The sequence below is a fragment of the Frigidibacter sp. MR17.24 genome, from assembly GCF_037095655.1.
Taxonomy (GTDB): Bacteria; Pseudomonadota; Alphaproteobacteria; order Rhodobacterales; family Rhodobacteraceae; genus Frigidibacter.
Window position 1 is genome coordinate 1,218,108 of the sequence record NZ_JBAWKE010000001.1, and the last position, 24,539, is coordinate 1,242,646.

General features: G+C 70.3%; 23 protein-coding genes and 1 riboswitch. Of the genes, 10 read left to right on the plus strand and 13 right to left on the minus strand.

The window, feature by feature from the left end:
- Positions 1-231 precede the first annotated feature (231 nt).
- The 4 genes from V8J39_RS05740 (at position 232) to V8J39_RS05755 (ending at position 5,649) form a co-directional block, all read left to right on the plus strand.
- Positions 232-1,854 carry a peptide ABC transporter substrate-binding protein gene (locus V8J39_RS05740; RefSeq protein ID WP_336459881.1) on the plus strand — a complete coding sequence of 541 codons (1,623 nt, stop codon included), beginning with the start codon at positions 232-234 and terminating at the stop codon, positions 1,852-1,854.
- 109 nt (positions 1,855-1,963) lie between these two features.
- Positions 1,964-2,887, plus strand: coding sequence for an oligopeptide ABC transporter permease OppB (gene oppB, locus V8J39_RS05745; protein ID WP_336459882.1), 924 nt, complete (start codon positions 1,964-1,966; stop codon positions 2,885-2,887).
- A gap of 10 nt (positions 2,888-2,897) precedes the next feature.
- Positions 2,898-3,821, plus strand: coding sequence for an ABC transporter permease subunit (locus V8J39_RS05750; protein ID WP_336459883.1), 924 nt, complete (start codon positions 2,898-2,900; stop codon positions 3,819-3,821).
- Position 3,822: 1 nt separating this feature from the next.
- On the plus strand, positions 3,823-5,649 hold the full coding sequence (locus V8J39_RS05755) for an ABC transporter ATP-binding protein (protein WP_336459884.1): 1,827 nt from the start codon (positions 3,823-3,825) through the stop codon (positions 5,647-5,649).
- A gap of 575 nt (positions 5,650-6,224) precedes the next feature.
- Here the strand turns inward: V8J39_RS05755 and trmB are convergent.
- From trmB to V8J39_RS05800, 9 genes are all read right to left on the minus strand, one after another.
- A complete protein-coding gene (trmB, locus tag V8J39_RS05760) occupies positions 6,225-7,004 on the minus strand; it encodes a tRNA (guanine(46)-N(7))-methyltransferase TrmB (RefSeq protein ID WP_336459885.1) in 780 nt (259 codons plus the stop codon).
- Positions 7,005-7,081: 77 nt separating this feature from the next.
- Positions 7,082-7,294 carry a hypothetical protein gene (locus tag V8J39_RS05765; protein WP_336459886.1) on the minus strand — a complete coding sequence of 71 codons (213 nt, stop codon included), beginning with the start codon at positions 7,292-7,294 and terminating at the stop codon, positions 7,082-7,084.
- Between the two features lie 14 nt (positions 7,295-7,308).
- On the minus strand, positions 7,309-8,754 hold the full coding sequence (locus tag V8J39_RS05770) for a S8 family serine peptidase (protein WP_336459887.1): 1,446 nt from the start codon (positions 8,752-8,754) through the stop codon (positions 7,309-7,311).
- Positions 8,755-9,055: 301 nt separating this feature from the next.
- The gene (gene queF / locus V8J39_RS05775) at positions 9,056-9,520 is read right to left on the minus strand and encodes a preQ(1) synthase (protein WP_336459888.1); all 465 of its coding nucleotides are present in this window, start codon (positions 9,518-9,520) and stop codon (positions 9,056-9,058) included.
- 2 nt (positions 9,521-9,522) lie between these two features.
- Entirely contained in the window at positions 9,523-10,689 is a 1,167-nt protein-coding gene (metK, locus tag V8J39_RS05780; protein ID WP_336460211.1) for a methionine adenosyltransferase, read from the minus strand.
- A 7-nt stretch (positions 10,690-10,696) separates the two neighbouring features.
- Positions 10,697-10,745, minus strand: a riboswitch (SAM-SAH riboswitch).
- Positions 10,746-10,925: 180 nt separating this feature from the next.
- On the minus strand, positions 10,926-12,485 hold the full coding sequence (gene lnt, locus V8J39_RS05785) for an apolipoprotein N-acyltransferase (protein ID WP_336459889.1): 1,560 nt from the start codon (positions 12,483-12,485) through the stop codon (positions 10,926-10,928).
- A gap of 77 nt (positions 12,486-12,562) precedes the next feature.
- Positions 12,563-13,456: a hemolysin family protein gene (locus V8J39_RS05790; protein WP_336459890.1), complete on the minus strand. Its 894-nt coding sequence runs from the start codon at positions 13,454-13,456 to the stop codon at positions 12,563-12,565.
- A gap of 51 nt (positions 13,457-13,507) precedes the next feature.
- The gene (gene ybeY / locus V8J39_RS05795) at positions 13,508-14,020 is read right to left on the minus strand and encodes an rRNA maturation RNase YbeY (protein WP_336459891.1); all 513 of its coding nucleotides are present in this window, start codon (positions 14,018-14,020) and stop codon (positions 13,508-13,510) included.
- Entirely contained in the window at positions 13,998-15,023 is a 1,026-nt protein-coding gene (locus V8J39_RS05800) for a PhoH family protein (protein ID WP_336459892.1), read from the minus strand. The genes ybeY and V8J39_RS05800 overlap by 23 nt, the downstream gene beginning before the upstream one ends.
- 540 nt (positions 15,024-15,563) lie before the next feature.
- Here V8J39_RS05800 and V8J39_RS05805 point away from each other — a divergent pair.
- A complete protein-coding gene (locus V8J39_RS05805; protein WP_336459893.1) occupies positions 15,564-15,887 on the plus strand; it encodes a hypothetical protein in 324 nt (107 codons plus the stop codon).
- 106 nt (positions 15,888-15,993) lie between these two features.
- On the opposite strand, the gene V8J39_RS05810 is transcribed toward V8J39_RS05805, so the two are convergent.
- Positions 15,994-16,416, minus strand: coding sequence for a GNAT family N-acetyltransferase (locus V8J39_RS05810; RefSeq protein WP_336459894.1), 423 nt, complete (start codon positions 16,414-16,416; stop codon positions 15,994-15,996).
- A gap of 15 nt (positions 16,417-16,431) precedes the next feature.
- The gene (gene miaB / locus V8J39_RS05815; protein ID WP_336459895.1) at positions 16,432-17,778 is read right to left on the minus strand and encodes a tRNA (N6-isopentenyl adenosine(37)-C2)-methylthiotransferase MiaB; all 1,347 of its coding nucleotides are present in this window, start codon (positions 17,776-17,778) and stop codon (positions 16,432-16,434) included.
- 138 nt (positions 17,779-17,916) lie between these two features.
- Between miaB and V8J39_RS05820 the strand changes: the two genes are divergently transcribed.
- A complete protein-coding gene (locus tag V8J39_RS05820; protein WP_336459896.1) occupies positions 17,917-18,789 on the plus strand; it encodes a hypothetical protein in 873 nt (290 codons plus the stop codon).
- 239 nt (positions 18,790-19,028) lie between these two features.
- Here V8J39_RS05820 and irr read toward each other — a convergent pair whose 3' ends face one another.
- Positions 19,029-19,475 carry a Fur family transcriptional regulator Irr gene (irr, locus tag V8J39_RS05825; protein WP_336459897.1) on the minus strand — a complete coding sequence of 149 codons (447 nt, stop codon included), beginning with the start codon at positions 19,473-19,475 and terminating at the stop codon, positions 19,029-19,031.
- A gap of 446 nt (positions 19,476-19,921) precedes the next feature.
- On the opposite strand from irr, the gene fabA reads away from it, so the two are divergent.
- From fabA to V8J39_RS05845, 4 genes are all read left to right on the plus strand, one after another.
- On the plus strand, positions 19,922-20,431 hold the full coding sequence (fabA, locus tag V8J39_RS05830; protein ID WP_336459898.1) for a bifunctional 3-hydroxydecanoyl-ACP dehydratase/trans-2-decenoyl-ACP isomerase: 510 nt from the start codon (positions 19,922-19,924) through the stop codon (positions 20,429-20,431).
- 39 nt (positions 20,432-20,470) lie between these two features.
- Positions 20,471-21,700: a beta-ketoacyl-ACP synthase I gene (gene fabB, locus V8J39_RS05835; protein WP_336459899.1), complete on the plus strand. Its 1,230-nt coding sequence runs from the start codon at positions 20,471-20,473 to the stop codon at positions 21,698-21,700.
- Positions 21,701-21,706: 6 nt separating this feature from the next.
- A complete protein-coding gene (locus tag V8J39_RS05840; protein ID WP_336459900.1) occupies positions 21,707-22,495 on the plus strand; it encodes an enoyl-ACP reductase FabI in 789 nt (262 codons plus the stop codon).
- A gap of 239 nt (positions 22,496-22,734) precedes the next feature.
- Positions 22,735-23,766, plus strand: coding sequence for a serine hydrolase domain-containing protein (locus tag V8J39_RS05845; protein WP_336459901.1), 1,032 nt, complete (start codon positions 22,735-22,737; stop codon positions 23,764-23,766).
- Between the two features lie 69 nt (positions 23,767-23,835).
- On the opposite strand, the gene V8J39_RS05850 is transcribed toward V8J39_RS05845, so the two are convergent.
- The gene (locus tag V8J39_RS05850; protein WP_336459902.1) at positions 23,836-24,477 is read right to left on the minus strand and encodes a winged helix-turn-helix transcriptional regulator; all 642 of its coding nucleotides are present in this window, start codon (positions 24,475-24,477) and stop codon (positions 23,836-23,838) included.
- Positions 24,478-24,539: the final 62 nt, after the last annotated feature.

A 24,539-nucleotide genomic window follows, 5' to 3' on the forward strand; every position in this document is an offset into this window, starting at 1 on the left:
GAAAGCGCCCCGGCGCGGAGCGGCCAAACCGGCGGAATGACTTCGGAAAATGGCGTCATGCGCGGGGTTCCGCCGCCCGGGACGCTGACGCCGAGGCAACATCGACAGTGCGCGGGTGCGACGTTTTGATACAGCCTTCCGCTTGCAGGGGCGCCAGGGGGGAGAGGCCGGGGCAACCGGCCACACCTGACACCCGCACAACCCGACATCGAAACCATCAGGGGTTTTCTCATGAACGCACGGATCACGGGCCTGTCGGCCGTTCTTCTTGCCACGACCGTCCTGGCCGGACCGGCCGCCGCGCAGGCGACCGCGCCCGACGGCAGCGCGCTTGCCGCCGACCAGACGCTGACGATCCGCATGCTCGACGAACAGTCCTCGCTCGATCCGCAGCTGATCGAGGACGTCTCGGGCTCGGACATCGCGCGCCAGCTCTTCGAGGGGCTCACCAACCAGAACGCCGAGGGCGAGGTCATCCCCGGCGTCGCCGAAAGCTGGGACGTCAGCGACGACAAGCTGACCTACACCTTCCACCTGCGCGACGCGAAATGGTCGAACGGCGACCCGGTCACGGCGGGCGACTTCGTCTACGCCTGGCAGCGCGCGATCGATCCCGCGACCGCGTCGGAATACCAGTGGTACATGGGGCTGATGTCGATCGCGAATGCCCAGGACATCATCGACGGCAAGAAGCAGCCGTCCGAGCTGGGCGTGAAGGCCGTCGACGACAAGACCTTCGAGGTCACGCTGTCGACCCCGATCCCCTATTTCGTGCAGATGACCAGCCACACCACGACCTACCCGGCGCCGAAGGCGGTGATCGAGGAGTTCGGCGACCAGTGGACCGCGCCCGAGCACATCGTGTCGAACGGCGCCTACATGCTGAAAGAGCACGTGCCGAACGAGCGCACGGTGGCGGTGAAGAACCCCGAGTACTGGGACGCCGGCAACGTCACGATCGAAACCTTCGTCACGCTGGTGATCAACGACGAGAGCCAGGCGCTGACCCGGTTCCTGGCGGGCGAGCTGGACCGCACCGAGATGCCCGCGGGCCAGTTCCCGCGCATGCAGAAGGAGCACCCGGACGAGGCGGTCAGCTTCCCGCGGCTGTGCAACTATTACTACACCTTCAACCTCAGCGATCAGGGCCCCGAGGCGTTCAAGGACGTGAAGGTGCGCCAGGCGCTGTCGCTTGCCATCGACCGCGACATCATCACCAAGAACGTGCTCGCCGGCGGCCAGCCGCCCGCCTACACCTTCACCCCGGCCGCGACCGCGAACTTCCAGGTGCCGGACGTGCCCGCGGCCTCGATGACCCAGGCCGAGCGTGACGCCAAGGCCAAGGAGCTGCTGGCCGAGGCGGGCTATGACGCGTCGAACCCGCTGACCTTCGACATGCTCTACAACACCTCGGAGGATCACCAGAAGATCGCCGTGGCGATGTCGCAGATGTGGAAGCAGAAGCTGGGCGTGCAGGCCAACCTCGCCAACATGGAGTGGAAGACCTTCCTCGACACCCGCGGCCAGCAGAACTTCGACATGGCCCGCGGCGCCTGGTGCGGCGACTACAACGAGGCCTCGACCTTCCTCGACCTTCTGGTCAGCCAGTCGGGCTACAACGACGGCAAGTACGCCAACCCCAAGGTCGACGAGCTGATGGCCGACGCCAAGACCGCCGACGACCCGCAGGCCGACTACACCCAGGTCGAGCAGATCCTCGCCGAGGACATGCCGGTGATCCCGGTCTACCACTACGCGGGCGTCTACATGCTGGACAGCGACGTCGGGAACTACCCGACCAACAACGTCGAGCAGAACTGGTACGTCAAGGACATGTGGATCAAGGCCGAGTAAGCCGCCACGATCCCCCAAGGTCTGACAGAACCCTGCCCGCGGACTGCGCGGGCGGGGTCTCGGACCATATGATTTCCAAAGCCTTCCCGGCCGTTAGCGGGTCCTCCTCATGCTCACCTACATCCTGCGGCGATTGCTGATCGCGATCCCGACGCTTCTGATCCTGATCGTCGTGTGCTTCCTGCTGATGCACGCGGCCCCCGGCAGCCCCTTCACCTCGGAACGCGCCCTGCCCCCGCAGGTCATGGCCAACATCGAGGCGCGCTACGGCCTCGACCAGCCGCTGGTGATCCAGATGTGGGACTACCTGGTGAACGTGGTGACCCGCTTCGACTTCGGGCCAAGCTTCGTCTACCGCGACCGCACCGTGAACGGCATCATCGCGCAGGGCTTCCCGGTCACGCTGACCTACGGCACGCTGTCGTTCATCGTCGCCGTCATCGTCGGCGTCTCGCTCGGCGTCGCCGCGGCGCTGCGCCAGAACACCTGGCTCGACTACCTCGCCGTCGGCGTCAGCTTCTCGGCCCAGGCGCTGCCGAACTTCGTCATGGCCCCGATCCTGGTGATCGTCTTCACCTGGAAGCTTGGCTGGCTGCCGGGCGGCGGCTGGAACGGCGGGGCCTGGCCCTACCTGGTGATGCCGGTGATCGCGCTCTCGACCTCGTTCATGGCCTCGATCGCGCGGATCACCCGCTCGTCGATGCTGGAAGTGCTGAACGCCAACTTCATCCGCACCGCCAAGGCCAAGGGCCTGCCCGCCCGCACCGTCGTGTGGCGCCACGCGATGAAGCCCACGATGATGCCGGTGGTCAGCTACCTCGGCCCCGCCTTCGTCGGCATGATCACCGGCTCGGTGGTGATCGACATGTACTTCTCGACCGGCGGCATCGGGCTGTTCTACGTGAACTCGGCGCTCAACCGCGACTATTCGGTGATGCTGGGCCTGACGATCCTCTACGGGGCGCTCACCATCCTGTTCAACCTGATCACGGACGTGGCCTATGCCTGGCTCGATCCCAAGATCCGTTACTGAGGGCCCCGACATGACCCCCGAAACCCGGATGGACCGGATCGCCGAGCACCTGACCGACACTGAGGTCAAGGGCCGCTCGCTCTGGCTCGATGCCGCGCGGCGCTTCATGCGCAACAAGGCCGCCGTCGCCGCCGTCGTGGCGCTGGTCGCCGTCGTCGCCTTCGTCCTGATCGGCCCGCTCTTCGCCCGCTTCTCGAACGAGGAGATCGACTGGGCGCTGATGGGCGACGTGGCGGGACAGGGCCAGCCCTCGCTCGCGACCGGGCATTTCTTCGGCCTCGATGAGCTGGGCCGCGACATGTATTCCCGCGTGATCCAGGCGACGGGAACCTCGCTGATCGTGGGCGTCATCGGCGCCTTCGTCTCGGTGGTGATCGGCACGCTCTATGGCGCGGTCGCGGGCTACCTCGGCGGGCGGACCGACAACCTGATGATGCGCGCCGTCGACATCCTGCTGGCGGTGCCCTCGATGTTCGTCATCATCCTGCTTCTGGTGATGTTCGGGCGCAGCTTCTACATGCTCTTCGTCGGCATCGGCCTCGTCAGCTGGCTGGAGATGAGCCGCATCGTGCGCGGCCAGACCCTGAGCTTGCGCGGTCGCGAGTTCATCGAGGCCGCCCGCGCCTCGGGCGTCGGGCCGATGACGATCATCCTGCGCCACATCGTGCCGAACCTGCTGGGCGTCGTCGTGGTCTATGCCTCGCTGCTGGTGCCGCAGATCATCCTGACCGAAAGCTTCATCTCGTTCCTCGGCCTCGGCGTGCAGGAACCCGCGACCTCGCTCGGCGCGCTGATCTCGGCCGGGGCCGCGACCATCACCTACGGGACGGTCTGGCAGCTGGCCTTCCCGCTCGTCTTCTTCCTGATCACCATCGTCTCGATGTTCTTCATCGGTGACGGCCTGCGCGACGCGCTCGACCCGAAGGACCGCTGATATGGCACTCGTGGAAGCAAGGGATCTGACCGTCACCTTCCAGACCGGCGACGGCCCGGTCGCGGCGGTGAAGGGCGTCAGCTTCGACATCGAAGCCGGCGAATGCCTGGGGATCGTCGGCGAAAGCGGCTCGGGCAAGAGCCAGACGATGATGGCCGCGATGGGGCTTCTCGCGCGCAACGGCCGCGCCAGCGGGTCGTTCCGCTTCGACGGGCGCGACCTGCTGTCGCTGCCCGCCTCCGAGGCCGGGCGCATCCGCGGCGCCGACGTGTCGATGATCTTCCAGGACCCGCTGACCGCGCTGACCCCGCACCTGACCGTGGGCCAGCAGCTGGGCGAGGTGCTGGCGCATCACAAGGGCCTGAAGGGGTCCGAGGCGCGGCAGATCTCGCTCGACTGGCTCGACCGCGTCCGCATCTCCGACGCGGCACGACGTTTCGCGCAATATCCGCACGAGCTGTCGGGGGGCATGCGCCAGCGGGTGATGATCGCGATGGCGATGCTGTGCAGCCCGCGGTTGCTGATCGCGGACGAGCCCACCACCGCGCTCGACGTCACCGTGCAGGCCGAGATCCTCGACCTGATGGCGGGCCTGCAGCGCGAGACCGGCACCGCGATCGCGCTGATCACCCATGACATGGGCGTGGTCGCGCGGATGTGCGACCGCATCCAGGTCATGCGCCACGGCCAGTATGTCGAACAGGGCAGCGCGACCGAGATCTTCGCCGCCCCGCGCGAGGCCTACACCCGCCAGCTGATCGACGCGATGCCGCGCATCGACAGGATCCGCACCGACGCCGCCCGCGACCCCGCCCGTGCGGACGGCGGCGGCGCCGACATCCGCGGCGCGCAGATCCTCGACGTGAAGGACGTGAAGGTCCATTTCCCGATCAAGCTGCAGCAGGGGCTCTTCGGTCGCAAGGTCGACCTCAAGGCCGTCGACGGCGTCAGCTTCGACCTGCGCGCCGGCGAGACGCTGGGGATCGTCGGCGAATCGGGCTGCGGCAAGTCGACCCTCGCCCGCGCGGTGCTGCAGCTGATCCCGCCGACCGACGGCTCGGTGGCCTGGCTCGGCCGCGACCTGACGGCGATGGATGCCAAGGCGCTGAAGGACAGCCGGCGCGACCTGCAGATCGTGTTCCAGGACCCGCTCGCCTCGCTCGACCCGCGCATGACCATCGCCCAGTCGATCGCGGAACCGCTCAAGACCTTCCAGCCGCAGCTCACCCGCTCGGAACGCCGCGCGAAGGTGCTGGCGATGATGGACCGCGTGGGCCTGCCCGCGACCATGCAGAACCGCTACCCGCACGAGCTGTCGGGCGGCCAGAACCAGCGCGTCGGCATCGCCCGCGCGATGATCAACACCCCGAAGCTGATCGTCTGCGACGAGGCGGTCTCGGCGCTCGACGTCTCGATCCAGGCGCAGGTGCTGGACCTGCTGCGCGAGCTTCAGGCCGAGTTCGGCATGGCGATGCTGTTCATCAGCCACGACCTTGCCGTGGTGCGCGAGATCTCGCACCGGATCCTGGTCCTGTACCTCGGCCGCGTCGTCGAATTCGCCGACCGCGACCGGATCTACGAGACGCCGCTGCATCCCTACACCCGGGCGCTGATCTCGGCGGTGCCGATCCCGGACCCGGGGCTCGAGCGCGCGCGCACCCGCCTGCGCCTGCCGGGCGAGCTGCCCTCGCCGCTCACCCCCGGCGCGCAGCTGCGCTTCCTGCCGTCGCGGCGCGGCGACGCGGGCTACCTGCCGCGGCTGTCGGAAGTGGCGCCCGGTCATTTCGTGGCCGAGCACGACAGCCTCGAGACCATCCTCGCGCAGTGACACAGTCCGGGGGAGGCGCGCCTCCCCCGTCCCCCCTTGCCGACCCCCTGCGCTTTCGACTTTGCGCAAATATCCCGGGGGTGAATTGGCCGCAGGCCAAGAGGGGGCAGCGCCCCCTTCCACACCGCAGTCCGCAGCGAGCCCCGGGGCAGGCGCGGAGGACACGAGACGAGCCGACGACCAGATCGAGATCCTGAAGGTCTTGGGGGAGGCGGAGACGCGGCGGCCCCAGGGAGGAGGAGGGGGCCGCCGCTTGATCCCGAGGCTCAGGGAGGAGGAGGAGCCTCTGGAATTCCGCTGCGATGTTGTTCACATCGCGTGCTCTCCATATGCCTGCCGCGAGCGACTCGCGCAATGGCCCCCGCTGCAACCCCGCCCTGCAGCAAACGCAAGGGTGTTTTCACGCTGCCGACATAATAGGCAAATCCCCGGCCCGCCGCCAGCGGAACCGGGGATTTTAATTCCATCTCAATGATTTGCCCCGCAACAAGGCGCCGGCGCCGTGCCGTTGCCGTGTCCGCACCGCACGAGCAGTCGGGTCAGCAACCGGGTCAGCAGTCGGGTCAGCAACCGGGTCAGAGCCGCCGGAAGGTCGCGTAGTCGGGCACCCTGCCCTCGCGCAGCGCCTTCTGCTCGTAGCGGGTCGACAGCCAGTCGTCCCAGGCCGTGCCGCCGTGGGCGACCAGCGCGAAGCCGGCCGGGGGCACCTCCTCGAGCGTCTGGCGCATGTAGTCGGGGATGTCGGTCGCCACCCGGAACTCGGCGCCCGGGCGCAGCAGCCGGTGCAGCGGCAGCAGGTGTTCGGGCGTGACGAAGCGGCGGCGGTGGTGGCGCCGCTTCGGCCAGGGATCGGGATAGTTCAGGAACGCCTTGTCGAGGCAGCCCTCCGGCAGCACGTCGAACAGGTCGCGCGCATCGCCGGGATGCACGGCAAGGTTCGTCACCCCGGCGGCGCGGATCTTGCCCAGCAGCATCGCCACGCCGTTGATGAACGGCTCGCAGCCGATGATGTTCACCTGCGGATAGCGCGCGGCCATGTGCACCAGATGCTCGCCGCCGCCAAAGCCGATCTCGACCCAGACCGGGCGGTCGTTGCCGAAGATCGTGGCCGGGTCCAGCGGGTGGCGGTCGGCGTTCTCCTCGCGGCTGACCCCGTGCGGGCGCAGCTCCTCGAGATCCTCGGCCAGATAGCCGCGCTGGCTGCCGCGCAGCGTCTTGCCGGCGCGGCGGCCGTAGAAGTTGCGCCAGGCGCCGTCGGCCGAGACCGTGGACTTGGCGGCCGGAATGCCGGGCACGCGGCGGTCGTCGCCGGGCGTGCCGCCGTGATCTGGCGTCGGGTCGGTCTTGTCGGTCATCGCGAAGGGCCCCGGATCGAAGTGATCCGGGGCCTCTAGTCCAGCCGGGGCGCGGCGGTCAAGGCCGCGGGCCGGATTTACTGGGTGCGCATCATGCCCTCGGGCTCGACCGCCTCGACGCCGGGCGAGGCCGCGAGCCGCGCGGCCAGGCGCGCGGTCGCGCGCACGGTCAGAAGGCCCAGCGCCCCCATCTCGTCGTCGATCGCGATGCCGAGCGATCCCGCCGCCCGCCGCGCCGCCGCGAGGTCGGAGCAGGTGACAACGTAGCGGATCGTTGCGTCGTCGGGCATGTCCTCCCCCGCACTCATGCGTCCTGCGCCGCCGGCGCGCCGGCCTCGCGCAGCCGGATCGGCAGCAGCGGCGCGATCGGCAGCCGCCGCAGCACCCGCGGCGCCTGCACCAGCCCGGCCCCGACATGGGTCGCGGGCTGGCTCGGCAGGCTCTGGGCATGCGCGGTCAGCGCCTGCCACAGCGCCGCGCCGCGCAGCCGGGCCGAGGACTGCGCGTACAGCGCCGCGATCCCCGCGACATGCGGCGTCGCCATCGAGGTGCCGCTCTTGGTGCCATGGCCGCCGCCGGGCACCGAGGACAGCACCCCGACGCCGGGACCGGCGATGTCGACGCTGCCATGCGGCGCGTACATGCCCACGTTCGAGAACCCGGCCCGCGCCAGCGTCTCGCCCACCGCGCCGACTGCCATGATCGAGGGGCAGTTCGCCGGCCGCGACACCGGCCTGAGCCCGCCCGAGCTGTCGTTTCCGGCCGCGGCGACGATCAGCGTGCCCCGCGCCAGCGCCGCGCGCGCCGCCGCCTCGTAGGCGGCCGGATAGCCGGTCGAGCCGATCGCCACCGGGGCGCCCAGCGACATCGACACCACCTGGCAGCCGTTGGCCACGGCCCAGTTGATCCCGGCCAGGATCCAGCCGTCCTGCCCCGAGCCGGCGTTCGACAGCACCTTGCCCGCCCAGATCTCGGCCTCGTGGGCGATGCCGTAGCGCACCACCGCCGGATCGACCGGCGCGCGCGGCCCGCAGGCGGTGCCGATGCAGTGGGTGCCGTGGCTGTGCAGGTCGTTCACCGCCTCGCCGGGCACGAAGCTGGCCGCGCGGATCGTGCGGCCGGCGAAGTCGCGGTGGCCCAGATCCATGCCGGTGTCCAGCACCGCGACGCGGATGCCGCGGCCTGAATAGGGCTGCGACACCAGGCCGATGGCGGGGCGCACCACGTGGCAGGCCTTCAGCCCCCAGGTCGCGGGCGGGGTGCCGATCGGCAGCGTCGGGCGCAGGATCGGCGCGCCGGGCAGCGCCTGCGCGGCCTCGTCCGGGTCCAGGTCCCCCGCCAGCATCCCCTCGACCATCGCGTTGGTCGCGTCGCGGAAGCCGCGCAGGTAGGACCGGCCATCATCGGCCAGCGCATAGACATACTGCTCGGGCTCGGCGATCGGCCCCTCGATCTCGCCCGCCAGCCCCTCGGCGAAGAGATTGAGCGAGGCGAGGCGGCTGACCGCGGCCGGGTCGGCGGCCTCGGACAGGATCGTCACGCCGATCTCGTTGAGAAACACCCCGTCGGCGCCCGCGGGCGCCTCGGCCCCCGTGTCCTGGTCCTTGAAGTCCAGCGACGAGGCGATGGTCAGCCCGGCGGCGCGCTTCATCTCGCGCGTGGCGGCGCTGCTGTCGTCGGGCCGGCCGACCATCAGGATGCGGCCGGTGTACTGCGGTTCGGTCACGGGAAACTGGTGAAAATCGTCCATGGTGTCGTCCTTGCAAGACGGATGTCCCGCGCGGTGCGCGCCCGGCCCGAAGCCTCCCGGTCCGGGGCGGTCCGGGCGGGACGTCCGGGGCGATCACACCCCGCATGGCTTCGGGTCGACAGGCGTCGGACGGGGCCGAAGAGCGCCCCGAGGGACATCGGTTGAAAATGGAACAGTCTGAAAATAGCGCAGTGGAAGGTATCAGAAGCACAAAGGCGGACCACTTCGGCCCGCCCCTGCAAAATACCACCCTGGCGCGAAGACGGCCAAGGACTATCGCGCCAGAGGCGCTGACCCTTTGTCAGCCGCGGCCGCGATAGGGCGGCACGCCCTGTTCGGGGATCCAGGCGCCCTCGGGCGGCGCGCCGGTCTGCCAGAACACGTCGATCGGGATGCCGCCGCGCGGATACCAGTAGGCACCGATGCGCAGCCAGACCGGGTCGAGCAGGTCGACCAGGGTCTTCGCGATCTCGACCGAACAGGTCTCGTGGAAGGCGCCGTGATTGCGGAACGACCCGAGGTAGAGCTTCAGCGACTTCGATTCCACCAGCCAGTCGCCGGGGATGTAGTCGATCATCAGATGCGCGAAATCGGGCTGCCCGGTCAGCGGGCAGAGCGAGGTGAACTCGGGCGCGGTGAAGCGCACGCAGTAGTTCGCGCCCGGATGCGAGGCGGGCACCCGTTCCAGCACCGCCTCTTCCGGCGAGGCGGGAAGACCGACGTTCGCGCCAAGCTGCGTCAGTCCGGAGACGTCGGTCTTCGCCATGGTCAGACCGCCTTCTTCAGCGCGTCGATGAGGTCGGTCTTCTCCCACGAGAAGCCGCCGTCATTGTCGGGCTGGCGCCCGAAATGGCCGTAGGCCGCGGTGCGCTGGTAGATCGGGCGGTTCAGCTGCAGGTGCTCGCGGATCCCGCGCGGGGTGAGATCCATCGAGGCGGCGACGGCGCGCTCGATCTCGGCCTCGGACACTTCGCCGGTGCCATAGGTCTCGGCATAGATCGCGAGCGGCCGGGCGACACCGATCGCATAGGCCAGCTGGATCGTGCAGCGCTTGGCCATGCCCGAGGCGACGACGTTCTTCGCCAGGTAGCGCGCGGCATAGGCCGCCGAGCGGTCGACCTTGGTCGGGTCCTTGCCCGAGAAGGCGCCGCCGCCATGCGGGGCCGCGCCGCCATAGGTGTCGACGATGATCTTGCGGCCCGTCAGGCCCGCGTCGCCGTCCGGGCCGCCGATCACGAAGGTGCCGGTCGGGTTGACCCACCATTCGGTCTTGTCGGTCAGCCAGCCCTCGGGCAGCACTTCGCGGATGTAGGGCTCGACGATGGCGCGGATGTCGGCCGAGGTCTGGCGGGCATCGGTGTGCTGGGTCGAGAGCACGAGCTGCGTCACCTCGACCGGCACGCCGTTCTCGTAGCGCAGGCTCAGCTGCGACTTGGCATCGGGGCCGAGCGTGGGCTCGTTGCCCGATTTGCGCGCCTCGGTCAGGCGCTTGAGGATGGCGTGGCTGTAGTGGATCGGCGCGGGCATCAGCACCGGCGTCTCCTCGCAGGCATAGCCGAACATGATGCCCTGGTCGCCGGCGCCGTCCTTGTCGACGCCCTGCGCGATATGCGCGGACTGCGGGTGCAGGAAGTTGGCGACCTTCAGCGTCGCCCAGTGGAATTCGTCCTGCTCGTAGCCGATGTCACGCACGCAGTCGCGCACGATCTGGTCGATCTTCCCCATGTACTCGGCAAGCTTGGTCTTGTCGGACAGGCCAACCTCGCCGCCGACGACGACCTGGTTGGTGGTGGCGAAGGTTTCGCAGGCGACGCGGGCGTTGGGCTCCTCGGACAGGAAGGCGTCGAGGACGGCATCCGAGATCCGGTCGCAGACCTTGTCGGGATGGCCCTCCGAGACGGACTCGGAGGTGAAGATGTAGCTTTGACGAGTCATGGGGAAGCGCTCCATTCGATTGACCCCGTCACGCCAGGAAGCCGTTGTGAGGGGCAGGTGAGCTTGCCTACGCCCGGGCGGGGGTGGGGTCAATGGCCGAATGACCGCAGCGTCAACCGCGGTTTTGCAGCGCACGAGCCCATGGGTCGGGCCGGTGCGCGGGCGGGTCTGTGCTCTGGCATGTCGTCGGGTGCGGACCGGTCCGTGGCGCCGCCCGGGGCCCCCGGGGGCAGACCTCAGTCCCGCTGGCGGCGGCGGCGCAGGACCAGCCCCGCCAGCGCGACCAGCAGCAGCCCCGCGACCGGCAGGTCGCCGGTGCGGGCGTAAGGCGTCGGCGCCAGCGACGGCGGCAGCCGCGCGTCCAGCATCCCCTCGGTGTCGAGCGGCAGCGAGGCCAGCACCCGCCCGCCCGCGTCGATCACCGCCGAGACGCCGGTGTTGGCGACGCGCAGCAGGGGCAGCCCCTGCTCGACCGCGCGCAGCCGCGCCTGCGCCAGATGCTGGTAGGGCCCGGCGAGCGATCCGAACCACGCGTCGTTCGTCGCCTGCAGCAGCCAGCGCGGCCGGCCCGGCGCGTCGAGGATGTCCTGCGGGAACACCGCCTCGTAGCAGATCAGCGGCAGCGCCGGGCCGATCGCGCCGCCGAAGTCGATGATCTGCGGCCCCGGGCCGGCGCTGTAGCCCGACCCCATCTGCGCGGCGAAGGCGGTGATGCCGAAGCGGGCGGCGAGGTCGCCGAAGGGGATGTATTCGCCGAAGGGCACGAGGTGGTGCTTGTCGTAGACCGCCCCCACCGCGCCCCCCGGCCCGATCACGGCGAGCGAGTTGTAATAGCGACGCCCCTCCTCGCGCTGGATGCCGACCACGACCGGCGGACCGCCCGCGGCATCGGCGATCATGCCCAGCACCGGGCCGGGATCGTTCAGCGGCCAGGCGACCGAGGTCTCGGGCCAGAGCACGAGATCGGGGCGCGGCCTGCCGGCCTCGGGCGACTGCGCGGTCAGCGCCAGCAGGCGCTCGAAAAAGTGCTGCGGCATCCCCGGCAGCCATTTCAGCGCCTGCGCGGCATTGGGCTGCACCAGGCGGATCACCGGCGCGTCGGGCGCGACGCCCGGCAGGGTCGAGAGCCGCCAAGCGCCCCCCGCCCAGGCCGCGGCGACGATCGCGACGGCCGCGAGCCCGCCCCGGCGCGGCGCGGCGGCGGCAAGCGCGGCCAGCCCCACCGTCAGCAGCGACAGCGCCACCGGCCCGCCCAGCGCGGCCAGCTGCGCGACCGGCGAGCCGATCCAGACATGGCCGAACAGCGCCCAGGGAAAGCCGGTGAAGATGTAGCCGCGGAGCAGGTCCGACAGCGCCAGCAGCACGGCAAGAGCGGCCAGCCGCCCTGCCCGGCCCCGATCGCCCTCGCCCCCCAGCCGGTGCGCGCCCATCGCCGGCAGCGCCCAGAACAGCGCCATCCCGAAGGCCATCATCGGCAGCGCGAAGGGCGCCATCCAGCCGTCGCGCTCGGGCTCGACCATGAACGGCTCGACGATCCAGAACATCGCGGTGGCGAAATGCCCCGCGCCGGCCCAGAGCGCGAGCGCCCCCGCCGTCCGCGCCCGCGGCGCCGCGACCACCCGCGCGAAGATCACCGCCAGCGCCGGCAGCGTCACGACCCACAGGCCGAGCGGCGCCTGCCCCAGCGCCGCCAGCGCGCCCAGCGCCGCCACCAGCCCCCGCGCCCGCCAGCGCGCGCCGGCGGCCAGGCCATGGCCGGGGCCGACGGTCCGGGGCCTTGGGATCGGATCGGTCATCGCGGTGCCGGGACGGGGGCCCGCGGGCGCGGGCAGGCAGGCAAGGTCATCGGCAGCGCTTCGTCATCGGGGAAGGGTCAGGCCTCGACCGGGGCGGGCACGCGCACGCGCAGGCGCTTGATCCGGCGCGGGTCGGCATCGACCACCTCGAATTCGACGCCCTCCTCGCCCGGGATCACCTCGCCCCGCGCCGGCACGCGGCCGGTGAGCATGAACACGAGACCGCCGAGCGTGTCGACCTCCTCGGCCTCGTCCTCGTCGGCGATCTTGCGGCCGATCTCGCCCTCGAACTCGTCGAGCGGCGCGCGGGCCTGCACCAGCCACTGGCCGGGCTTCTCCTGCACCCAGAGATGGCCCTCGACCTCGTCGTGCTCGTCCTCGATCTCGCCGATGACCTGTTCGATCAGGTCCTCGAGCGTGACGAGCCCGTCGACGCCGCCGTATTCGTCGATCACCAGCGCCATGTGGATGCGGTCGGCCTGCATCTTCTGCAAGAGCACCCCGATCGGCATCGAGGGCGGCGCATAAAGCAGCGGGCGCAACAGCTTGCGCAGCGCGAAGGGCTGCTGCGGCGCGCCCGGGGCCGAGCCGAAGCCATGCGTCAGCGCAAGGTCCTTGAGGTGCACGAGCCCCAGCGGGCTGTCGAGCGTTCCCTTGAACACCGGCAGCCGGGTGAAGCCATGCTCGCGGAAGGTCTCGATCAGCTCGTCGCGCTCGATCGTGACGGGAACCGCCACGATCTCGGGCTTGGGGATCGCCACGTCGCCGACGCGCATCCGCCGCAGCGCCGCCAGCCCGGCGATCGGCGCCGTGCCGTCGTCGGAGGGAGGCTCTGCCCCGTCCTCGTCCTCGATCCCGGCGCGCGGGCCGAAGAAGCGTCCGAAAAATCCGCGGGAACTGCCGTTCTCGCCACTCTCACCGTGGTCCAGCGCGCCTTGCGCAGCCGTAGACCCGTCCGAACTCTCGCCCATCTGTCCTTTCCAACAGCCGGAACCCTTGGGTTCCAATTCACCCAGTTGAGATCACTCGTAGGGATTTGCAAGCCCGAGACCGGCAAGGATCGCGATTTCCGCGCCTTCCATCAGGGCCGCGTCGGCCTCGGTCTCGTGATCGTATCCCATGAGGTGAAGCGTGGCATGAATGACCAGATGCGTCACGTGGTCTTTCATCGGCTTTTTCTGCTCGGCGGCCTCCCGCTCGCAGGTTTCCCAGGCGATGGCGATGTCGCCAAGGCTCTCGGGATCGTCGGGCGCGCCCGGTTCGGGCAGGTCGGGGGTGCCGCCCTCCTCCTCGGCCATCCGGTCCTCGGCGGGCCAGGACAGCACGTTGGTGGGCTTCGGCTTGTCGCGGAACTCGGCGTTGAGCGTGGCGATGCGGGCGTCGTCGCAGCCCATCAGGCTGATCTCGAAGCCCGCGGGCGAAATCCCAAGGTGCGAAAGCGCCGCGGTGGCGGCGCTTTCGGCGATCGTGTCAAGCGCGAAGCCCTCCCAGCGGGGGTCCTCGCAAAGGGTGTCAACCAGCGGCGTTCTTTGCATCGTCGCGGTCATAGGCCTCGATGATGCGGGCGACAAGCGGGTGGCGCACGACGTCGGACGAGGTGAAGTAGTTGAAGCTCACCCCGTTCACCCCCTCGAGGATCCGCTCCGCGTCGCGCAGGCCCGAGGCGACGCCGCGCGGCAGGTCGATCTGGCTGCGGTCGCCGGTGATGACCATGCGGCTGCCCTCGCCCAGACGGGTGAGGAACATCTTCATCTGCATGGTCGTGGCGTTCTGCGCCTCGTCCAGCACCACGAAGGCGTTGGCGAGCGTGCGGCCGCGCATGAAGGCCAGGGGCGCGATCTCGATGCGCTTGTCGGCCATCAGCTTTTCCACCTGCTTGGCGGGCAGGAAGTCGTTCAGCGCATCGTAGAGCGGCTGCATGTAGGGATCGACCTTCTCCTTCATGTCGCCGGGCAGGAAGCCCAGGCGCTCGCCGGCCTCGACGGCCGGGCGGGAGAGGATGATCTTGTCGACGTGACCGCCGATCAGCATCGTCACGCCGACCGCCACCGCGAGATAGGTCTTGCCGGTGCCCGCCGGGCCGATGCCGAAGGCCAGCTCGTGCTTGAACAGGTTCGCGACATAGGCCTTCTGGGCGTCGGTCCGCGGCTCGACATGCTTCTTGCGGGTGCGGATCTCGAACCGGCCCTGCTGGAACATCTCCAGCTGGTCCTCGGGCGAGGTCGGCGCGTCGCGGGTGAAGTCGTTCATGCGGATCGCGGCATCGATGTCGCCGGCCTCGACCTCGCGCCCGCTTTCCAGCCGGCCGTAGAGATCCTGGAGGATGGCGGCGGCCTGACCGCGCTGGTCCGGGGTGCCGACGACCGCAAGCTGGTTGCCGCGTCGCAGGATGTGGACCCCGAGGGCATGTTCGACCTGGGCGAGATTGCGGTCGAACTGGCCGCAGAGATCACGCAGCAGGTTGTTGTCGGCGAATTCCAGAAGCGTTTCGTGGACGTCTTCGGGACGGGGCGGGGGTGTCAGCGCGCTGATGCCCAATAAGGTCTCCTGACGAGCAAGAACGTGGGGATTGGGTGGTTCTGCTTACTAGAGTTAGTAATCGGATGGTGCCAAGCGATCCAGAGGATGGCAATGATTCCTGCCTTGCCCTTGCAGTTTTCCGAAACGCAACGGATTTCGGGCCGCTTCGGTTCCGCAGCCGCCCGCCCTGCCCCGCGCCCTGCCCCGCGCCCGGGACCCGCGCCCGGGACCCGGGTCCCGCCTGCGCTCCGGCAACGAGTCGCGTCCTTGGCGCGCGCATCCGGCTCGCGCGCCTTTCGCGCACGTGGCGCACCCGAGTCGCCTGCGCGGTGCGCGCGCGGGCGGAAGCGCGACACCTTTCGTTTCGCAATTGGAGACAATAGCGCATCACTGCCGATTTTGCGCACAGTCGCCGGTTGCAAAGCGCAAGCATTCCGGCCGCTGCGCTGTTTCGTTTGGCCGCGACGTCGATTGGACCTATTTATCTGCTGGTAATGAATTGTTCCGCCGGATGGTCCGGCGACCGCGCGGGTCGCGGGACCAGACAAGGAGACGGAAATGAAGGCGCTTACCACCCTTGCAGCCCTTGCCCTCGCGGCGACGACCACGGCCGTGGCAGCGAGCCCGGTGGTGCCCGGCGTCATCACCGTCAGCTGCTTCCGCGGTCCGACCACGGCGGTGATCTGGGATCACCCGCGCCCGGTCTTCATCGAGAGCCTCGTCGCCGTCGGCTACGACTACAACACCGCCACCTCGATCGCCGAGCGGATCTGCCGCGACGAAGAGGGCGTGGGCAACGAAGACCACCTGAAGGCCGCGACGCGCCAGGCGCTCTACAACTCGCCGATGTGGCTCAAGGGCCAGCTGCGCAAGCGGCACTGATCCCCGGTTCCGGACCCGATCCCCGGCGGGCGTCGCGCAGGCGGCGCCCGTCTTGCATTCTGGGGGCGCCTTGCATCCGGGTGGCGGTCCCTGCGAGCGGCGCGGGTCAGGCCAGCATCTTGCGCAGGAACACGCGGTCGTGGCCGCGCGGGTTCTCGGGCAGCCGGCCGAAGACCTCGTAACCCAGCCCCTGGTAGAAGCCGGGCGCCTGGAACCCGAAGGTGTCAAGCCAGATCCCGCGGCAGCCCCGGGCGCGGGCCAGCGCCTCGGCCCGGGCGATCAGGTCGCGCCCGACCCCCTGCCCGCGCAGCGCCTCGGGCACCACCAGCAGTTCGACCACCGCCCAGTCATAGGCGGTGCGGCCCCAGAGCCCTCCCTGCACCGGCCCGTCGCCGTCGCGCAGCACGAAGGCGAAGGGGCGCAGCTGCGGCGCCGGCCCGCGCCGCAGGTTGCTTTCGACCAGGATCTCCAGGATCGCGCGGCGTTCGTCCTCGTCCGGCGTCTCGCGGAAGGTGATCCCGACCGCCATCGGCCAGACCCGCACTCAGACCAGCTCGCCGGCAAGCGAGTTCAGCCCCGAGGCGGTGATCCGCACCCGGGCCAGATCGCCCACCGCGAGCGGGCCGCGCACGTGGACGGCGTGCAGGTAGTCGGACTTGCCGACCCACTGCCCCGGCTCGCGCCCCGGCTTCTCGAACAGCACGCCGACCTCGCGCCCGATCATGGCGCGCTGCAGCGCCTGCTGCTGCTCGCCCAGCAGCGCCTGCAGCCGCTGCAGCCGGTCCTCGGCGATCTCGCGCGCGACGGCGGGCTTCTCGGCCGCCGGCGTGCCCGGCCGCGCCGAGTAGCGGAACGAGAACGCGGTGCCGTAGCGGACCTCGCGGATCAGGTCGAGCGTCTCCTGGAACTCGGCCTCAGTCTCGCCGGGGAAGCCGACGATGAAGTCGCCCGACAGGTGCAGGTCGGGGCGCGCGGCGCGGATCCTCTCGACCAGGCGCAGGTACTGCTCGGCCGTGTGCTTGCGCGCCATCGCCTTCAGCACCCGGTCCGATCCCGCCTGCACCGGCAGGTGCAGGTAGGGCATCAGCTTCGGCTCGTCGCCATGCACCGCGATCAGGTCGTCGCCCATGTCGTTGGGATGGCTGGTGGTGTAGCGGATCCGTTCGAGCCCCTCGATCGCCGCCAGCGACCGGATCAGCTGCGCGAGGCTGACATCGCCCGCCTCCGACGCGCCGTGATAGGCGTTGACGTTCTGGCCCAGCAGCGTGATCTCGCGCACCCCGCGCCCGACGAGCGCCCGCGCCTCCTCCAGCACCCGCGCCGCGGGGCGCGAGACCTCGGCGCCGCGGGTGTAGGGCACGACGCAGAAGGCGCAGAACTTGTCGCAGCCCTCCTGCACCGTCAGGAAGGCCGCGGGGGCGCGGCGGGCGGGCGTGCCCGAGGGCCCGCGCAGCGGCAGGTGGTCGAACTTGTCCTCGGCCGGGAAGTCGGTCTCGACCGGTTTCGCGCCGGTGGCGGTGGCCGCGACCATCTGCGGCAGCCGGTGATAGCTCTGGGGCCCGACCACCAGGTCGACCATCGGCATCCGGGTCAGGATCTCGGGCCCCTCGGCCTGCGCGACGCAGCCCGCGACGCCGATCTTCATCCCGGGCTTCGCCTGCTTGAGCGGCCGCAGCCGCCCGAGGTCCGAGAACAGCTTTTCCGAGGCCTTCTCGCGGATGTGGCAGGTGTTCAGCAGCACCATGTCGGCCTCTTCGGCGCGCTCGGTCAGCTCATAGCCCTGCCCGCCCATGGCCTCGGCCATGCGCTCGCTGTCATAGACGTTCATCTGGCAGCCGTAGGTCTTGATGAAAAGCTTCTTGGTGCCGCCGGGCCGGGTGCCGTCCGCCATTCGCCTGGGCCTTCCTGTCGTCGAGGGATCGGGGGCTTCTACACGGATCGGGGGGCGCTTCGCAATCGCCTGCCGGCTTGCAAGCGGCGCCGGGCCACGGCAGGGTCGCCGCCAAGACACGACCGGAAGGCCCCGCCGATGCGCCATGCCCATATCGACAGCTTCCTGCCGCAGGCGGCGCGCGCGCTGGCCAGGGGGCCGGTCGCGGTGATCATGGCCGAAGACCTGGTCGAGGTCGAAAGCACGCTGTCGCACCACCGCGCCGCGGGCTTCCGCCAGACGGTGCTCCTCGCCCCGCCGGAACTGGCGCTGGCGCCCGGGGTCGAGTCCGATCCCGCGCTGCACCGCATCGACCACCCGGTGCGCGAACAGGACGCGCTGGTGCGCGCGGTGAACATGCTGATCGCCGCCGCGCCGGGCGGGACGTGGTTCTACTATGGCTACAACGCCGAATACCTGTTCCACCCGTTCTGCGAGACCCGCAACGTGCGCGAGCTGATCAGCTTCCACGTCGAGGAACGGCGCGACGCGATGCTGGCCTATGTGGTCGATCTCTATGCCGGCGATCTTGGCCGCTTCCCCGATGCCGTCGACCGCGACGGCGCCTATCTCGACCGCACCGGCTACTACGCGCTCGCCCGCCGCAGCCCCGAGGGCGAGATCATGGAGCGCCAGCTGGATTTCTTCGGCGGCATCCGCTGGCGGTTCGAGGAGCACGTGCCCCGGCCCCGCCGCCGCATCGACCGCATCGCGCTGTTCCGCAGCCAGCCGGGGTTGCAGCTGCGCCCCGACTTCACCTTCAACCTCGAGGAATACAACACCTATGCCTGCCCCTGGCACCACAGCCTGACGGCCGCGGTCGCCTCGTTCCGCACGGCCAAGGCGCTCAAGCTCAACCCCGGGTCGACCTACGACATCCCGAGCTTCTGGTGGCACAACTCGGTGCCCTTCGAATGGAAGTCGGAACAGCTGATGCGGCTGGGGCTGATGGAACCCGGGCAGTGGTTCTGACCCCGCCCTGACTTTGCCCTCCCGCGCCCGGGCGCCAGACGCCCGCCCGACCTGCACGGGTCGACCCGGGGCCGCCGTCGCGCCGGACGGCGTGACAGGATCGCCCGCCCCACCCCGCGCGCATCGCCCGGCACTCTGCGAAGTGCGTGAGCCGAAGGCATCGTTAGGGAACCGCCGGCCCGCGCAAGCGTCAAGCAGACCCCGGCCCCTGTCACTCGGTGCAGGTCACTCGGTGCAGATCACTCGGCGGGGCGGCGGCGCAGGCGGATGACGACCTCGACCCGCGCAAGCTCGGCGCCGTCGGGCACTTCCGGCAGGCGGGTGATCTCAAGCTGGTGCGCGGGCGCGTCGACCAGCTCGGCGGTGTCTTCCCAGAAGAAATGCGGATGATCGTCGATCCGGGTGTCGAAATACGACCGCGCGCCGTCGACGGTGATCTCGTTCAGCAGCCCCGCCTCGCAGAAGGCGCGCAGCGTGTTGTAGACGGTGGCCAGCGAGACGCTGTCGCCGGTTTCGCGCACGGCGGCGTACAGGCTTTCGGCCGTCACGTGACGGTTCTTGCCGTCGCCGACCAGCAGGGCGGCGAGGGCAAGGCGCTGGCGGGTCGGGCGCAGACCCGCGCGGGACAGCCAGCGCGAGCCGCGCTCGGTTCCGGAGGGGATCACGGCATTCCAAGCTTGCGACATGGGTTGATATATATTCCCACGCCTCGCCCATGTCCAATGCTCCGTCCCGAGAAATTCCATCGCGAAAGCCTGCCGCTTGCCGACCCGCACCGCTGCCGCCCGCCGCCCGCCCCAGCTTTCCCCGCCGACCCGGTGCCACCGAGCGACGGGACCGACTGCTCTGACACACTGGCCCACCGACTGCCTCCACCGACAGGTCTCCCGTCCCGCCGGCCCCGCCTGACGCCACCCGCACCGCCCGCCCCCGGGGCGCGACCGGCCTGCCGCCCCCTTCGGGCCGGCGCGCGCCGGGGGGCGACCGGCGCGGCTTCGCCGGGGCGGGGCGCACGGGGGGCGGCTATTGCACCCTTGCGGAAACGGATGATAGAGGGTGCCCCGACCACAAGACCGCCCCCCGGCACGGAGACCGGCACTGACGGGGCGGCCATGCGAGGGAAAGGGGTCGAATGGCGGACTATCCGACGAGCTTCGACAAGGAGGCGCTTCTGGCCTGCGCGCGGGGCGAACTGTTCGGTCCGGGCAATGCCCAGCTGCCTGCCCCGCCGATGCTGATGATGGACCGGATCACCGAGATCTCGGGCGACGGCGGGCTGCATGGCAAGGGCCATGTGGTGGCCGAGTTCGACATCACGCCCGAGCTGTGGTTCTTCGACTGCCACTTCCCGGGCAACCCGATCATGCCCGGCTGCCTCGGCCTTGACGGCCTGTGGCAGCTCACCGGCTTCAACCTCGGCTGGCGCGGCTGGCTGGGGCGCGGCTATGCGCTGGGCGTGGGCGAGGTCAAGCTGACCGGCATGGTCCGCCCCGACCGCAAGATGCTGACCTACAAGGTCGACTTCACCAAGGCGATCCAGACCCGCCGGCTGACGATGGGCGTCGCCGATGGTATCGTCGAGGCCGATGGTGAAGTCATTTACCAGGTCAAGGACATGAAGGTGGCGCTCAGCGAAAGCTGAGCCCCGGCCCCTTCAGCCCGTTCTCAAGGAGACCCGAACATGCGTCGCGTCGTCGTCACCGGCCTCGGCATCGTATCCTCGATCGGCAACACCGCCGACGAGGTGCTGGCATCGCTGCAAGCCGGCCGTTCCGGCATCACCGCCAATGCCGACATGGCCGAGCGTGGCTTCCGCAGCCAGATCGCCGGCAACGTCAAGCTCGACGTGACCGAGCATGTCGAGAAGCGCACCCTGCGCTTCATGGGCCCCGGCGCCGCCTATGCCCACATCGCCATGACGCAGGCCATCGCCGACGCCGGCCTGACCGAGGCCGAGATCGTGAACGAGCGCACCGGCCTGATCGCCGGCTCGGGCGGCCCCTCGACCTCGGCGATGTTCGCCGCGCACCAGACGGTGCTGTCCTCGGGCAGCCCCAAGCGCATCGGCCCGCTGGCGGTGCCGAAATGCATGTCCTCGACGATCTCGGCGAACCTGTCGACCGCGTTCAGGATCAAGGGCATCAACTACTCGATCACCTCGGCCTGCTCGACCTCGCTGCACTGCATCGGCAACGCGGCGGAACAGATCATGCTGGGCAAGCAGGACGTGATGTTCGCCGGCGGCGCCGAGGAGCTGGACTGGACGCTGTCGTGCCTGTTCGACGCGATGGGCGCGATGTCGTCGAAGTACAACGCCACGCCCGAGAAGGCCTCGCGCGCCTTCGACGCCGGCCGTGACGGCTTCGTCATCGGCGGCGGCGGCGGCATCGTCGTGCTGGAAGAGCTGGAGCACGCGAAGGCCCGCGGCGCGAAGATCTATGCCGAGGTCACGGGCTATGCCGCGACCTCGGACGGCCACGACATGGTCGCCCCCTCGGGCGAGGGCGGCGAGCGCGCGATGCGGCTGGCGCTGTCGACGCTGGGGTCGGACCGCAAGGTCGGCTACATCAACGCCCACGGCACCTCGACCCCGGTCGGCGACGTCGGCGAGGTCGAGGCCGTGCGCCGCGTCTTCGGCCGCGGCACGACGCCGCTGATCTCTTCGACCAAGTCGATGACCGGCCACAGCCAGGGCGCCACCGGCGCGCAGGAGGCGATCTATTGCCTGCTGATGCTGGAGCACGACTTCATCGCCCCCTCGATCAACGTCGAGACGCTCGATCCCGCGATCGACCCGGGCGAGATCGCGACGGCGCGCGTCGACGCGGCGGGCCTCGACACGGTGATGACCAACAGCTTCGGCTTCGGCGGCACCAACGGCTCGATGCTGCTTTCGAAATACCACGGGTGAGATGACATGGCAGACCTGATGAAGGGCAAGCGCGGGCTGGTGATGGGGGTCGCGAACGATCGCTCGATCGCCTGGGGTATCGCGCAGGCCCTCGCCGCCGAGGGCGCGGACCTCGCCTTCACCTACCAGGGCGACGCCTTCGGCAAGCGGGTCGAGCCGCTTGCGGCCTCGCTCGGCTCGTCGATGCTGATCGACGTGGACGTGATGGACGATGCCTCGCTGGACGCGGCCTTCGCACGGCTGAAGGACGACTGGGGCAGCATCGACTTTCTCGTCCACGCGATCGCCTTCTCGGACAAGACCGAGCTGGCGGGCCGGTTCATCAACACCAGCCGCGAGAACTTCAAGACCTCGCTGACGATCTCGTGCTTCTCGTTCATCGACGTCGCCCGCCGCGCGCGCGAGCTGATGCCGAACGGCGGCACGCTGCTGACGCTGACCTACCAGGGCTCGAACCGGGTGACGCCGTTCTACAACGTGATGGGCGTGGCGAAGGCGGCGCTGGAAAGCTCGGTGCGCTATCTCGCCAACGACCTCGGCCCCGAGGGCATCCGCGTGAACGCGATCAGCCCCGGGCCGATGAAGACGCTCGCGGGGGCGGCGATCGGCGGTGCGCGCAAGACCTTCCGCCACACCGAGGCCAACGCGCCGATGCGCGCCAATGCCACGCTCGAGGCGATCGGCGGCACCGCGGCCTATCTGTGCTCGGATTACGGCGCCTGCACCACCGGCGAGATCATCATCGTCGACAACGGCTTCCACGTGCTGGGCATGCCGCAGCCGGACCACCTGTAGGGCCGCCGGCCACCCGCATCCGTCGCAGGGGCGTGCCCGGAACCGGGCGCGCCCCTCGTCGTTCCGGCCCCCGCCTGCCGGCCTGCCCGCCTGCCCACCTGCCCGCCAGACCCGCGGGCCCGATCGGCGCAGGGGCCGGCCGCAGCCCGGCCCGCACCTCTCGCAAGCCCGCACGTCTCGCAAGCTCGTGATCCCGCCCGGCTCTGGAACCGCCCGGTGCCGCCCCCCAGATCGCAGGCATGACCAGACCCCTGCTCTCCCGCCGCCGCCTCGTCTCGTTCGGCCTGACGATGGGCCTTGCCGCGCCCGCGCTGCTTGCGCATCCGCTCGCGGCCGGGGCGCAGGCCGACCGCTTCGCCCGGACCCGCGCGGCCGCGGGCGCGCTCGACCAGCTGCACGCGCTGGTGATCCTGCACCGCGGCCGCGAGGTGCTGGCCGAGGCGTTCCGCGGCCCCGCGCCCGACCGGGCGGTCAACGTCAAGTCGGTCTCGAAGACGCTCGTCGCCTCGATCGCCGCCGCGGTGATCGGCACCGGGCGGCTGACGCTCGACACCACGATCGGCGCGGCCGCGCCGCGGCTGATCCCGGCCGGGGCCGACCCGCGGGTGCGCGACCTGACCGTGGCCGATTTCCTGACCATGCAGACCGGCCTCGAACGCACCTCGGGCGGCAATTACGGCGCCTGGGTCTCCAGCCGGAACTGGGTGTCCTACGTGCTCGACCGCGAGATGACCGGCACGCCGGGGCGCGGGATGATGTATTCGACCGGCAGCTTCCACGTGCTGGGCGCGATGCTGACCGAGGTCACCGGCGAAAGCCTGCTGGCGCTGGCGCGTGCCCGTCTCGGCCGGCCGCTCGGGGTGCGGATCGACGGCTGGACCCGCGATCCGCAGGGCTTCTACATGGGCGGCAACAACATGGCGCTGAGCCCGCGCGCGATGGCGGCCTTCGGCGAGGCCTGGCGGCAGGGCGGCGCCGGCCCCGCGGGGCGGCTCGTGCCCCCGGGCTGGGTCGAGACGGCCTGGACCCCGCGGACGCGCTCGCCCTTCTCGGGCGACGCCTACGGGCTCGGGTGGTTCCTGTTCGACGCCGACGGCACGCCCGCCGCCTATGCCCGCGGCTACGGCGGGCAGATGATCTACGTCCTGCCCGGGCACGAGCTTGTCGTCGCCGTCACCTCGGACGACAGCCGCCCCGCGCGCAGCGAGGGCCATGCCGGCGACCTCAAGCGCCTGCTGGTCGGAACGATCCTGCCGGACATCCGCGCCTGAGCCCGCCCCGGGCCGGGCGCACCAGTGCGCGCGCGGCCTGCCGGACGGCGCCGGCCACGGCGACGCCGCTCAGCGCAGCGGAAACAGCCCGGCGAAGGCCTGCAAGACAGCCGGATCGCCCGCGATCGCCAGCCCCGAGCCCTCGATCGGCGCGCCGCCGTGGATCACCGCGGCCAGCGCCATGCGGTCGCCCGTCACCCGCACCGCGCCCTCGGGCAGGCCCGGGCCGATGGTCAGCCGCCCCGCCGAGACCCGCGCGGCAAAAGTCTGCCCCGCCCCGAAATCCAGCCCCAGCGACAGCTCGAGCGTCCCCGCACGCGCCGGGCTGAACAGCGTGCGCAGCGACATCACCAGCGTCGCGACCGAGATCGGCAGGTCGAAGCGCATCGCCGGCCCCGCCACCGCCCAGACCCCGAGCGCCTGCAACGCGGGCTCGAGCCCCCGGCCCCAGTCGCTCAGCCCGTAGAGCCGCCCGTCGCGACAGACGACCCCCGCCCGCTCAAGCTCGGCCAGCCGCTGGGTCAGCACCGTCGGCGCGATCCCCGGCAGGTCGGCGCGCAGCTCCGAGAACCGGCGCGGGTGGAACATCAGCTCGCGCACCACCAGCAGCGCCCAGCGCTCGCCGATCACGTCAAGCGCCTGCGCCATGCCGCAGCCGTCGCCGTAGCTTCGGCGGGGCTTTGCCGCTTCGGTATCCCTTTCATACTTCATGGTTGCTTTTTAATACCAATCCGCCCAGCCTGCAACCGCCGGGTGGCCGACCGCCGACCGGT

Coding starts and splice junctions, on each gene's coding strand:
- V8J39_RS05740 (WP_336459881.1), top strand. CDS start 232: ATGAACGCACGGATCACGGGCCTGTCGGCCGTTCTTCTTGCCACGACC.
- oppB (WP_336459882.1), top strand. CDS start 1,964: ATGCTCACCTACATCCTGCGGCGATTGCTGATCGCGATCCCGACGCTT.
- V8J39_RS05750 (WP_336459883.1), top strand. CDS start 2,898: ATGACCCCCGAAACCCGGATGGACCGGATCGCCGAGCACCTGACCGAC.
- V8J39_RS05755 (WP_336459884.1), top strand. CDS start 3,823: ATGGCACTCGTGGAAGCAAGGGATCTGACCGTCACCTTCCAGACCGGC.
- trmB (WP_336459885.1), bottom strand. CDS start 7,004: ATGACCGACAAGACCGACCCGACGCCAGATCACGGCGGCACGCCCGGC.
- V8J39_RS05765 (WP_336459886.1), bottom strand. CDS start 7,294: ATGCCCGACGACGCAACGATCCGCTACGTTGTCACCTGCTCCGACCTC.
- V8J39_RS05770 (WP_336459887.1), bottom strand. CDS start 8,754: ATGGACGATTTTCACCAGTTTCCCGTGACCGAACCGCAGTACACCGGC.
- queF (WP_336459888.1), bottom strand. CDS start 9,520: ATGGCGAAGACCGACGTCTCCGGACTGACGCAGCTTGGCGCGAACGTC.
- metK (WP_336460211.1), bottom strand. CDS start 10,689: ATGACTCGTCAAAGCTACATCTTCACCTCCGAGTCCGTCTCGGAGGGC.
- lnt (WP_336459889.1), bottom strand. CDS start 12,485: ATGACCGATCCGATCCCAAGGCCCCGGACCGTCGGCCCCGGCCATGGC.
- V8J39_RS05790 (WP_336459890.1), bottom strand. CDS start 13,456: ATGGGCGAGAGTTCGGACGGGTCTACGGCTGCGCAAGGCGCGCTGGAC.
- ybeY (WP_336459891.1), bottom strand. CDS start 14,020: ATGCAAAGAACGCCGCTGGTTGACACCCTTTGCGAGGACCCCCGCTGG.
- V8J39_RS05805 (WP_336459893.1), top strand. CDS start 15,564: ATGAAGGCGCTTACCACCCTTGCAGCCCTTGCCCTCGCGGCGACGACC.
- V8J39_RS05810 (WP_336459894.1), bottom strand. CDS start 16,416: ATGGCGGTCGGGATCACCTTCCGCGAGACGCCGGACGAGGACGAACGC.
- miaB (WP_336459895.1), bottom strand. CDS start 17,778: ATGGCGGACGGCACCCGGCCCGGCGGCACCAAGAAGCTTTTCATCAAG.
- V8J39_RS05820 (WP_336459896.1), top strand. CDS start 17,917: ATGCGCCATGCCCATATCGACAGCTTCCTGCCGCAGGCGGCGCGCGCG.
- irr (WP_336459897.1), bottom strand. CDS start 19,475: ATGTCGCAAGCTTGGAATGCCGTGATCCCCTCCGGAACCGAGCGCGGC.
- fabA (WP_336459898.1), top strand. CDS start 19,922: ATGGCGGACTATCCGACGAGCTTCGACAAGGAGGCGCTTCTGGCCTGC.
- fabB (WP_336459899.1), top strand. CDS start 20,471: ATGCGTCGCGTCGTCGTCACCGGCCTCGGCATCGTATCCTCGATCGGC.
- V8J39_RS05840 (WP_336459900.1), top strand. CDS start 21,707: ATGGCAGACCTGATGAAGGGCAAGCGCGGGCTGGTGATGGGGGTCGCG.
- V8J39_RS05845 (WP_336459901.1), top strand. CDS start 22,735: ATGACCAGACCCCTGCTCTCCCGCCGCCGCCTCGTCTCGTTCGGCCTG.
- V8J39_RS05850 (WP_336459902.1), bottom strand. CDS start 24,477: ATGAAGTATGAAAGGGATACCGAAGCGGCAAAGCCCCGCCGAAGCTAC.